The sequence below is a fragment of the Butyrivibrio sp. INlla16 genome, assembly GCF_900104155.1.
GTDB lineage: Bacteria > Bacillota > Clostridia > Lachnospirales > Lachnospiraceae > Butyrivibrio.
This window is the reverse complement of sequence record NZ_FMYB01000075.1, coordinates 1-12,220: the sequence shown is the minus strand read 5'-3', so window position 1 is coordinate 12,220 and position 12,220 is coordinate 1. Positions and strand designations below refer to the sequence as shown.

Below are 12,220 nucleotides of genomic sequence, written 5' to 3'. Positions count from 1 at the left end.
AAATGGGCAAGGCACTGTAGGATCCCGGTGTTTGTGGAGCTGCAGAGAAAGATCATGCGCCACAAGGATCATATCCTTAACACTATCGAGCTTGGTGTGACCAATGCCCGCATTGAGGCAACCAACAACAAGATAAAATTGCTTATCCGGAAGGCGTATGGATTCAGGGACGTAGACAGTATGATCGATATGGTTTTGCTATACTGTTCTGACCTGAAAATACCGTTACCAAATCGCAACCGTGTAAAGTACGCTTAAGCCGCATGGCATGAGGACTTCAGCGTATTTAACTAACCACACTCATGCCAGAAGAGCCAACTAAAAATATTATTTCTATGAGGGTGGAAAAATGAAAGAAGCACATATTGATGGAACTGACTTCATGGGTGAAAATCTGCGGGATAAATTGGCATTTTGCGGCGAAAACGCAAGACTTTATCCTTTATGCAAGATGATTCATCCGGGAAATGCCATACTGGAGGATAATTGCCAGTTATTTGATTTTGTATTTATCGATGCGGGTGAAAAACTGCGAATTGGAAAATATTCGACACTTACCTGGAATGTACTTATAGAAGGTGGTGCAAAGACAGATATAGGGCACAGGGTATTTCTCGGACCCGGTACGAAGGTGCTTACATCGACATATGAGTTCGATGGATATTATTCGATTGAACATCTTCCCGGAGATGCAGGAAAAATAAGCTACGGCGATGTAATAATCGAAGATGATGCATATATCGGAGCAAATTGCACCATATTACCGGGAACTATTATAAGAGAAGGCGCGTTTGTAGGAGCTAATTCGCTTGTTAAGGGCGAGCTTAAGCCATGGACTGTTTATGTTGGCACTCCCTGTAAAGAAATCAGAGCAAGGAAAAAGCCAACAGAGGAACGCGCTGCAATTGTAAATGCAATGGATTGGTCTCACCATGAATTGTCGTAAGTAAGGAAATAACATAAATGATAAATTTTTTAGGCTTGTGCAAACAGTATAGCGATAGGTATGCTTTTAAAATTCTAGATGGTGATCATTCAATATATATATCATATTCGGATTTTTATAATGATATGGGGACTTGTGCAGCTGTTCTTGAAAAAAAAATCGGCAATATGCAAGAAAAAAGAGTAGGACTATATCTTGATACTTCATATGAATACCTAGTATTACTTGGAGCTTTACTATTTAGTAGAACAGTTGTTGTTCCACTAAATAAACGTGAAAGCATTGAGAATATATGCTATGAGATAGAAAAAGCAGATATTACTGATTTGATAGTTGAAGATGAAAATGCATCAGAGTTCAGTCACTTGGAAGTGAAAATAGCTAAAAAGTCGGATATTTTTTCAGATAAATCCGGGTATGTTGAATTGAATGATTTTAGCGATTCTGAGCGAAATCGTACCTCGCTGATGATATTTACTTCCGGTACAACAGGTAAGCCCAAAGGGGTAATGCTTACAGCAGGTAATATTTTTGAATATCAAAAAACAATGTTTGACTCAAATTCCCCTTTTGACAGCTGTGACGGACTTAAGGTGTACACTAATTTTCCTTTCTACCATATTGGAGGAATAATTGGGTGGATTACTAATATTGAGAATGGATGTACTACATATCTTAGCGTAAATCCGGCCAATATACTTATGGATTTGGAAAACGAACAGATAGATAGCGCAGTAGTAACGCCTGCGGCGTTAAAACTATGGAAAAAAACAATCAAGAGAGGACATATAGAAAGGCTTGGACATGCCAAATTGGTCGTAACTGCAGGCGCACCTGTTGATTTAGATACAGTTGAAGTGTTTTTGCAAAATGGAATTAGCTTTGGTCAGTTTTATGGTATGAGCGAAACCTGCGGAAATATTAGCTTCAATTTTGACTGTAAAAATCATTTGAGATCAGTAGGCCGTGCAGATGCTATGGTTGATGTTATGATAATCGATGATGAAATCTGCGTCAGAAGTCCTGGGGTTATGCAGGGGTATTACAAGGATGAGGAGGAAACAAAGAATAGCCTCATAGATGGTGTGCTTCATACAGGAGACCTTGGCTATGTGGACGATGATGGATATATTTATATAACCGGAAGAAAGAAAAATCTTATTATACTATCCGGTGGAGAAAATGTAAGTCCTGAAGAGTTAGAGCAACTAGTTTATGCATGTTCTTTTGTGAAGGAATGTAAGGTGTTCGATAAGAATGACAGAATTTGTATTGAGATTTTCTGTGATGAAGCAAATAGAGAAGATATAAAAGAATATATTTCTGAATTAAATAAGAAACTTCCGATATATAAAAGAATATATGGTATTGATTTTAGAAATCAGGAGTTTGAAAAAACATCCAGCGGCAAGATAAAGAGATAAAGCAGATTTTGAGAAAATCAAGAATAAAGCCAGGAAAAGCAATTATGCTTTCCTGGCTTTAACTATGCGGTCTTTTATTTGCACAAATAGTAGTGTAGCTACAATGGCAAAGAATAATCGAAAACTAATTATGATTGCACTTCTTAATGTGGGATTACCTTTCCACCAGCTATGGACAAACATATACTGGACATAACCGCCGATGGCTACCATCTCAACAGAATGAATGCAAAGAAAATATAATGAATTTCGACCGATTTTTCTTATAAATGTAGATAAAAAACCATTGAACCGGTTTAAAAGTAAAAAAACATAAATGATTAGAAAACCTATAATTGCATTAGCAATTATGGAAATAGGTCCCAAAGGATATAGGTCATTTGCCATATCAAAATATGACGTTATATTTACAGATATCAAGTAAGGAATAATAATAAGTATTCCAATGAAAAGCTTTTTGATAGTGAAAGATATTAGTAATTTGTTTTTCTTTACATAGTATCCCAATCCCAAAAAGAAAACGGATATAAATCCCTGTGAAATGCACCATGGAAGAGGAATGGTAAAACTAAGCAACCAGCCAATACATGATACAAATAATGATATAAGAAGGAGTTTTTTTTCTTCGTAACGGTTTGCAAGAAAGTTAAAAACAATTGTTGCTATGATCAATGCAAGTAAGAACCAGGTTGGGCCACAGCAAATGATTCTAAAATTTAATAAATATCTGTCCTTGGGCAGACCCAAAAGTGCGCCTAAAAAGATACTTACAGTCTGCTTAATGGATGAGCGCAATCCGCCGTATAAGAATAGATAACTAAAAAAGTGTATTATTATAGCAATGGCCATTGTAATAATATAAGGCTGTAAAAGAGAGCGGTATTGCCTGGTGATGCACTTGGTGTTAGTAGTTTTTCTAAAGCCATATCCGCTTATGATTAGTAATGCAGGCATAGAAGCCTGACCTACAATCATATAGATGAATGTTAAGAAAAGTACAAATATGTTGACATTAGAAAATAACTCATTCATGGAATGGTATTTTTCTAAAAATGGAATTAAACCTTCTGTATGTGATACCACAACCAAAATCATAATGATTCCTTTAAGAAGGTCAAACATACCCAGAGTGTTTTTGATTTCAAATCTTTTATTCTTCATAAATACATAATTTCCTATATTGTTTATTTAATGCTATTTTTATTGAACTACTCTACCAGGAGTACAGAATATACTTCCTTTAAATTTTTTTCTAACTCAAATTCACTTATGTTAAATAGAGCATTTTTGGTCCTTGATGGAGTGATCTCTTTGACGGAAATATACGATTGAGTAATATTGTGATGATATAATGCTGTAGCAATATTATCACCTGCGAAATCCGCCAGTGGCCAATTGTATATGACATCATATGCCGGAACAACAAGAGTTAATTCTGTAGCTCCGGATTCTTCTGCATCATGAAATTGACTTATTATATCATTTATAAGAGCTTCGCATTGTTTATATGATGCATTTGAGTTGTTATATGAATAAAAAACTTTTCCGGGATGGATTAGTAAAAGCACAGTTGTTCCGGCCAAAATATAAACCAGCCGAAAATAATTACGGTTTTTGCGTATTAGTTCATTAAATGCTGCTATAAGACATATGAAAAGAAAGAATAAAATATCTATTACAATTTCGGCTCGATATATATAGTAGGGTTCTGCTGTCGCACTAAGTACCAGAAGATACATGATGGTAAATATAAAATATAAAACACATTTCGCGATTACATTATTGAAACGTCCACATTTTCTTATCCATAGAAATCCAATGACTATACCCAAAATAGTAATAAAAACATTTATGGATACAAAATTAATTAGTGCAAACACAAATGTTGAGGAAATATTGGTTAAAGTGCTTTTTCCTATATCATCAGCTCTGCCACCGGTTGTTTCAATGATGTTAGAAAGAAACCAGAATAGAATAATAAAAAGACTTATGGCGTTATTGGAACAGTATTCTTTAAGATCAAATGTTTTTCTGGTTACTGAGGAAAATAGCTGCGATACAAGTTCAGCACCTATATATGCGGCAAGTATTACAGATGAAAATAAGTTAGAGAAAATAGCAAAATAAAGCCATATTACAAGAATGGCTTTTTTATATATAGGACTTTTGGTGAATAGAGTTTTTATTCCACCATATGAAATGGAATGAATAACAAACGAAGCACATAAAATTGCAGATAAGGTATAGTTATAAAAGCATGTAAGGTCTTGTGACCATAACAAGAAAATATTGTTATTTCCATCATGAATATAGGTGATGAAATGTAATAAAATAAAAAGTACACCATACCGAATGCTTAATGATGCTGAAGCAAATTGTTTTCTGTAAAACAGTAATGAGAACTCTATGAAATAGAAGGTTAAAAGTATGCCTCCGAATAATCCGTGGGCTAAGGTTAGAGAGAAGCAATAATTATGAATTATCGGATTTATTATTATTGCGCCAAAGTATGATACTAAAGGCATAAATGTCTCGGGAAAAACTTTAATTGGGTTCCAATGTCCTATTATTGGGACTGGCTTACGAAACTGACCGATGTAGAGCCAATCATCTGTATCATATACTACCAGTGGATTAATAATTGTTAGAAAAAGGAACAGACTGATAAAAATGATGATTCCATAAATAGTAAAAATGTAGAATGTTTTTTTGCTTTTTGTATTCATGAGTAAAAGTACCTCAGCTTTTTTGTATTATCTGCGCCCAAAAGAGGATAGAAAAAGATATATATTATGTATGGTTGATAATAGTATAATATACTACAAAAGTATACTAAGAAGGAATAAAAATGGAAAGAAATAAAGGAATTTATAATGCAGTAGTTGTTTTTGCACTGGTGATCATTTTAATTAATTCGATCTTTTATTGTATGAAGAAAGAAGGCTATTTTCTTGATGAAAAGGCTACTTTTTACTATTCTAGTGTAAGTTATACTTCTTTTTATGATTTCGTTCAAAGCCTTGCCCGAAACGACTTTGCATTTGAAAAAACATTGTTCGGAACATTAAATAGTGCACCTATGGTGATAGGAGAGAGATATACAGCAGATGAAGTTAAAGCGTTGTTTGATGCTCAATCTGGTGATAAATTCACTTTTGCAGATACATATCTTGTATCTATTATTGATGCACATCCACCGCTATATTATATCTTATTTAATACACTAAATTCTTCTGTACCAGGTATTTCCGCTAAAAACATTGGATTTTTAATCAATATTTTAAGTTTGCTACTAACTTGTATTTTTTTGTTTAAAATAATTGTATTACTTACGGAAGACAGATTATGTGGTGTGTTTGGGATACTTTTTTATGGATTGAGTTATGATTTTGCAAATTGTGTGATGTATATCAGAATGTATGCTTTACTTACTTTTTTGATAGTACTTTTGCTTTATCTATATTTATTATTGGCTAATAACGATTTTAATCTGAATAATAAGATTTTATTGAAAATATGCCTGGTTGAAGTTATTGCCATGCTTACACAATATTATGCGGCATTATTTATTTTTCCTTTGTTTTTTATGACGATCATATTTATGCTGGCAAATAAAAAAACAGTGAAGAGATATTTTGCATGTCATATTATTATCGCAATTATCTATTTGTGTATTTGGCCATTTTCGATTATCCAATTAACACATAATGGGCGTAGTCAGGATATCATGAATAATGCGGCATCGTTTAAACTTCTTCTTAGGATTAAAGAATTTGGTGGCTTGCTAAAATACTCCATTTTTAGTGGAAGCAAAGTTTTTTTGATAATAACCGTTTTTTTTGCAGCTCTGTTAGGAATTATTTGTTTAAAGAAAATTATCCAAAATGGTATCACGAAACTGAAAGAATCCCATAAATTGTGGCTTTATTTATATTTGATCATACCGGTATCTATTTTTTATATGGTATCAGTATATATTTCACCATGGGTTATGGATAGGTATGTGATGCCGGCAATACCCATTTTTTCCATAATCGTAATTTGGGTGCTTTGGAAAAGTGTAAAATTAGTATTAAAGAAAGACTGGATATGTGCACTGCTACTCATGGTTGTGATTTTGGTGTCATATGTGAATACTTTAAAAATTGAACCCAGGTATGCTTATCCGATAACAGAAAAAAAGCATGAGTTTATTAGTAATAATGTAGATAAAGAGGCTCTGATTATAGAGCCCGAGAATGATGCTGAGTATATAGAGGTCGTAGACGATATAAATCATCCATATTGGACTATGATAAAAGATAAAGGATTATCAGATTATCTTAAAGAGACATTTATAGCAGATAATGATTATGCAATCTATATTAGTAAGTATTGTGATTTGGAACATATTACAGGTGAGTTCGCTCATCAGAACTATTCTATAATAAATAGCGGCTATTCAACGGACTTTTTTGATGTATACATTTACCAAAAAAGCCCGCAATAATTATTTGCTCATTTTAAGGTGTCTTTAATTTTTGTGAATGAAAATGTGCATATAAGAACAAATGCCAGTCTGACGCAAAAAACTAAAATGCATCTTAGTGCGACACTGCCTTGCCAATTTTGCGCAAGGTCATATTCATAATATCCACTGAATGCTAATAATTCGATGGAATGAATGCATAAGACATATAATGAATTACGGCCTATTCGCCTGATAAATGTTGAAATTGTACCGGTTATGTTGTTGAGGTGTAGAAAGAGGAATACAATTATAATTCCCCAAATACCTGCTTCAGCAATGGAAATAGGACCCAAGGGATACATATTATTTGCCATATCAAACAGACTGCCGGATAATAGCACAATTATCTTAAGAATTAAAGCAATTATCAAAAATGTGACTTTGTAAATATTTTTCTGCTCAGTAGTAAATAATTTGTTTTTCTTGATAAAATAACCAAGACTTATATAGAAGACAGAAATAAATCCTTGGGAAATGCTCCAGGGAATGATATCAATATAACTAATAAGCCAGCCGAGAAGGCAGATAAATATAGAAAAACAAAAGAGTTTTTCTTTTTCAAAAAGGTTTGCTCCAAAGTTGAAGATAATATAGGCAATAGCAAGAGCTAACAAAAACCATATAGGACCACAGGCTGAGAATTTTAGACCCAATATGTAACATTCATGTGAAAATCCTAATAGTCCACCAGAGAAAACTGAAAGTGTAGCTTTAACTGCAGAACGTGCATTTCTGTAAAGGACATAGTAGCAAATCAGATGCATTACTGTAGTAATAAGCATTGTAATTGCGTATGGGATCAATAACATAGTAAATTGTTTTTTTACACATTTGATATTAGTTGTTTTTCTAAAACCATACCCACATATTATAAGTAAAATGGGCATAGCTGTTTCACGAATTATGCTGAGTAACAGCAATAGAAACAGCAGAAATGGACTAGTACTGGTCAGCAAGGAATTGGTATCTGCTTCTCCAAGGAAGAAAAGCAATCCCTGTGTGTGACCAAGTATCATAAGGATCATAATGACACCTTTTATTAGATCAAACATGCCGAGTGAATTCTTTATTGTATTCATTTTTGCTTTCATTTCATATCTCCACTTTTAACATAATAAATATTATAGAAATCAGTATTTGCGTCTGCTTTATGCATTTGAAGTCCTATATTTGTGAATGCATTTTCAACAGCTTCTGTATCTACTGACCATGCTACATATGCAATATATGTTGAGTCTTGGCCGATATAAGAGGAAATACTATCCAGCCGACTGTCATCTGTTTCAAAATACCTCGGGTGATTGAAATTCAATTCTATTTCGCAATTGCAAATAACGCCTTCTTTGTCTATTATTATTGCTTCATGTTCTGGGCAAATTTTGGCCAATTCGGTTCGTTTATTATCGTTATATAAATATGAAGGCGATGTTGTTATATGCCATAGGCAACTAATGAATATGCAGAATGCCATTGCAAAAGCTATAGAAATGATATTCTTTTTTATTACAAAAGATGCCATATTGGCTAATGAATATATAATTATTATGCAAAATAGCGGAATGATGGGCATTATATATCGGTCAACATGCCAGGGGACAGCATTTGCTGCAATTACAAAGTAGATAAGGGAAGTAAAATACAGGTAGAACATTATCCCGAAATGTTCTGTATCGATCCAAGAGTGAAAACTACCTTTGCATATGTTTTGAATATTTTTTGCGATGATAACGATAAAAACAATTAAAAACACAATAATTAACAACTTGGATTTTGCGGCAAATATACTGTTTGCCAAGGAATCTTTGTAGCTGATAATGTTTTGTAAAAAGTGAAGATGACTTAAATTATGTGTTACATCGTCGCCTCGGTTAGAGAATAATATATGCATAATGGAAAAAGGCCAGGTAATTAAATAAATAATTCCTGTAAAAACATTATAGACAAGGTATCTGGATACTGACTTTTTTTGATGTAATGCAAATGCAATGTTAATAACAAAAATAGGGATGCAGAAAAAAAGAGCAAAATATTGAGTCATCATGGCAAGATACTCAATCAGACACAATACCAATATTGTTTTATGGTCGTTGACATACTTATTTTTAAACCATTTAATATTTAAAAATAAAGATAGCACCATCCAGAATGTGAGCATTGCATACATTCGGTAATAGGTGGAATTATTTATAAAATCCAAGCTAAAACCATAAAAAAGCATAGCTGTAATAGATAAAAAACTATCGTTAAATACCCAAACACCAATTTTGTATACTAGAAAACAGGTAATAATAAGAAAACAAATATTTATAATAAAACCTATTAACATTAGATTTGTTTGGGGGAATATTGAGCAAAGTGTTTTTATGACAGCGTAGTATAAGGGAGGATGGACATCAAAGGCTTGCTGCAAATATGTGTTTAAATAATGGAATTTTTCATTATTTAATACTGTGTATCTCGAAAGGACTTCATCACGACTATACCAAACATCCATGGTGAGCTCTTTTAAATCTTTTGTGAGTTCATCGGAATTCCGATTCAGTACAGCATCTTTTACAGTTGTAAAATCGGTTAAAGTATCATTGGCCAATCTGAATGAGAGAGTCTCATCTATGTAGTAGCCCATTTTTTGGTTGAAAAAGAAAAATGAATGAGTAAGAATAAGAAATAAACTGAGTAATAAACATGCTGTTGTCGCAAAAGTATTTTCGGATGTGCTTTTCATTTGGTAATTCCTTTCGTTTTATCATAAGCAGATAGCGGATAAAACTATTATATTTCAATGCGATTTTATCATAATGTATAGTAGAAAAACTAATGTTTTCAATGTAAAATTTCATACAAAGTTTCCTGCTATTATTATTTCTTTTTAATGATTATGAACAATTTAAATAATACAATAACAACAATAATACCTTTTTATAATAATGCAGAGACTCTGCCTATTATGCTTGACAGCATTTTGGACGGAGTACTAGTTCCTGATGAGATAATTCTGATAGATGATGGATCCACGGATGATTCAGCCGACATAATAAAAAATTATGTGAAAAGATATCCGGTAATACAGTATCGTCATCAGGACCATAAGGGCGTTTCGGCTGCAAGAAATCTGGGGATATCGCTTGCTAAGTGTACATGGATCAGTTTCCTTGATGCTGATGATTATATTGATCCGGATATGTATGAAGAGATGATTAAGGCTGTAGCAGATGGGGCATGCGATGGTTGCCTTTGTGGATATTTTACACATAAGGATGAAATCATTACATCTTATACAAGGCTGCAATCTGAAACATTGCAGTCAGGTGACATATTGAAAGCTATGTTTACCGATGATACTGTCAGAGGATTTCTTTTTACAAAACTTTTTAAAGCGGACATAGTAAAGCAATATTCATTTGATGAAAATATAGCGATGTGCGAAGATTTGCTATTTCAAACGCGCTATTTCGCTAACAATAATCTTAAATATAAGTACATTCCAAAAGCTTTTTACCATTATATTCAGAATGTTTCATCTGCGACATCTACGAGAGACTTTTTCAGTAATGGCATATTTGTTTACAAACCTGCATTTGATAAGATAGGTAATATTATAAAAGAAGATTATGTTTTAGATAGTTACAATTCGATTCTGGAATATAGTATGTATACATTATTAAAAGCTTATAGTGAAGGAGACAGAAGGAAGCGAACCTCTGATCAGATCAGGGCGATGCAAAAAGAATTGAAATCTACACCATGTAAACAAAAATCCAAGCGAAGAATCGCGTATCAACTGGCACCTATACTATTTAGTAGGTTTATTTAAACGAGATATGAAGAAATTACTGATTTTAGGAGATACCGGAAAAACTGATAGATTGATTGAGCTTGCCAAAGCAAGAGGTATATATACCATAATCACTGATGATCGGGATAAGAAACAATCAAAGTGTAAACTGATTGCAGATGAATCCTGGGATATAAGTGTTTATGAAACGGATACACTTGAGAAACTATCAATAGAAAACGGAATTACAGCCATTACTTGCGGAGCCAGTGAAACCTGCATGGATGCAACCAGAAAGCTATGTAAGAGACTTAATTTGCCATTTTATGTCTCCGATTATGCATGGGAGATTACAAATGACAAGTTGAAATTTAAGCAGCTATGCAGACAATATGGAATTCCTGTTGTTAAAGAGTATATGCCGGATATAAGTCTAGGCACTAAAGAAATGGAGCATATCGAATATCCTGTCGTTGTGAAACCGACTGACAGTTGTTCGAGTATAGGATTTCACCTATGTGAAAATGAAGAGGATCTTATTGATGGCTACAGGGATGCATATCATAAATCGAAGACCAACAGAGTGGTAATCGAAAAGTTTTATTCCGGGGTAGAGATAAGTCTTATATTTGGATTTAACCGGGGAGAGTCATATTTAATTGAAGCAGGCGCAACATTTGGTGACAGAAAAGATGATATACCGTTCGTTTTTGGATACGGACCTGCAGATTGCCTGGGTAGATTGGAAAAGGAACTGTTTCCTCAATTATCGAAATTATTTAATGAACTTGGTTGTTATGAGGGAATAGCTTGTATTCAGGTTATTTTCGAAGGTGATGAATACGCTGTGACGGAAATGAATTATCGTCTTCCTGGCGGGGCATCTCCTATACAAGATTATATGTGTCAGATTGTTCTTGATTATGCCTTGAATGAAGACTATCTTGCCTCAATTTCACGGCCTGAACCGGTGAATGTTTCCGCTTATTTGGTTTCGCTTAAACCGGGGAAAATAGCTTCTGTTGAAGGGGTTGAAAGTATAAGGGAATTGCCGGGAATTGCATATGTGAAGATAAATATGGAAGATGGGACTGTAATTGAGCCGGATTCAGGTATGCGCCGGATATTTTGCATAATAGTTTCAGCGTTTCCGTTTGATCAATTTAAAAGTCAGATCAGTACTATAAATGAATTGCTTAAAGTTGCTGATGAGTGTCCGGCGGCACATTGTGGGAGGCGGTAACGGCTGATTGTTTTCGGCAGTTTCCACTCCCTGACCGTGCGGTATAATTCCTGACCGCAGGATATTGGCGGGAACACCGCACACTGTCATAGCTTTATTCCAGAGAGCATTCAGAATGCTTTTTGAAATAAGGCCATGACTAAACAGTCACAGCCTTGTACATTGAAAATTTCATCAATCCAGAGCCTGGTTCTCAACGGCATCACGGATGATATCGGCATCGATGACCTTGCATTTACGCTGTGAGCCGATGGCGAAGGCATCGGTCATCAGGTTGTCGATGAGTCTGGGATTGCCCTGGGTATAGCTGTGGGCTGCAGAC

10 protein-coding genes are annotated in these 12,220 nt (G+C 34.1%); 6 read left to right on the top strand and 4 right to left on the bottom strand.

Translation table 11 applies throughout. From position 1 onward, the window contains the following. The 3 genes from BLR42_RS20515 to BLR42_RS20505 form a co-directional block, all read left to right on the top strand. Positions 1–258 (top strand): transposase (locus BLR42_RS20515; RefSeq protein WP_139165226.1); only part of this gene is annotated, 258 nt, incomplete at its 5' end. Positions 259–349: 91 nt separating this feature from the next. Next, positions 350–946, top strand: coding sequence for an acyltransferase (locus BLR42_RS20510; protein WP_091873220.1), 597 nt, complete (start codon positions 350–352; stop codon positions 944–946). A 17-nt stretch (positions 947–963) separates the two neighbouring features. After that, positions 964–2,370, top strand: coding sequence for a class I adenylate-forming enzyme family protein (locus BLR42_RS20505; RefSeq protein ID WP_091873218.1), 1,407 nt, complete (start codon positions 964–966; stop codon positions 2,368–2,370). A gap of 42 nt (positions 2,371–2,412) precedes the next feature. On the opposite strand, the gene BLR42_RS20500 is transcribed toward BLR42_RS20505, so the two are convergent. After that, a complete protein-coding gene (locus BLR42_RS20500) occupies positions 2,413–3,531 on the bottom strand; it encodes an acyltransferase family protein (RefSeq protein WP_091873215.1) in 1,119 nt (372 codons plus the stop codon). 47 nt (positions 3,532–3,578) lie between these two features. Next, positions 3,579–5,096, bottom strand: coding sequence for a hypothetical protein (locus tag BLR42_RS20495; protein ID WP_091873213.1), 1,518 nt, complete (start codon positions 5,094–5,096; stop codon positions 3,579–3,581). A 122-nt stretch (positions 5,097–5,218) separates the two neighbouring features. Here BLR42_RS20495 and BLR42_RS20490 point away from each other — a divergent pair, with 122 nt between their 5' ends. Continuing rightward, positions 5,219–6,859, top strand: coding sequence for a hypothetical protein (locus BLR42_RS20490; RefSeq protein WP_091873210.1), 1,641 nt, complete (start codon positions 5,219–5,221; stop codon positions 6,857–6,859). 8 nt (positions 6,860–6,867) lie between these two features. Here the strand turns inward: BLR42_RS20490 and BLR42_RS20485 are convergent, their stop codons facing one another. Together BLR42_RS20485 and BLR42_RS20480 are read right to left on the bottom strand one after the other, a co-directional pair. Further along, the gene (locus BLR42_RS20485) at positions 6,868–7,971 is read right to left on the bottom strand and encodes an acyltransferase family protein (protein WP_091873207.1); all 1,104 of its coding nucleotides are present in this window, start codon (positions 7,969–7,971) and stop codon (positions 6,868–6,870) included. Next, positions 7,968–9,605, bottom strand: coding sequence for a hypothetical protein (locus BLR42_RS20480; RefSeq protein WP_091873205.1), 1,638 nt, complete (start codon positions 9,603–9,605; stop codon positions 7,968–7,970). Before BLR42_RS20480 ends, BLR42_RS20485 begins: the two co-directional genes overlap by 4 nt. A gap of 147 nt (positions 9,606–9,752) precedes the next feature. Between BLR42_RS20480 and BLR42_RS20475 the strand changes: the two genes are divergently transcribed. After that, a complete protein-coding gene (locus BLR42_RS20475; RefSeq protein ID WP_091873202.1) occupies positions 9,753–10,694 on the top strand; it encodes a glycosyltransferase family 2 protein in 942 nt (313 codons plus the stop codon). Between the two features lie 7 nt (positions 10,695–10,701). After that, positions 10,702–11,898 (top strand): ATP-grasp domain-containing protein, encoded by a 1,197-nt coding sequence (locus tag BLR42_RS20470; RefSeq protein ID WP_091873200.1) that lies wholly within the window; start codon positions 10,702–10,704, stop codon positions 11,896–11,898. Positions 11,899–12,220 lie beyond the last annotated feature (322 nt).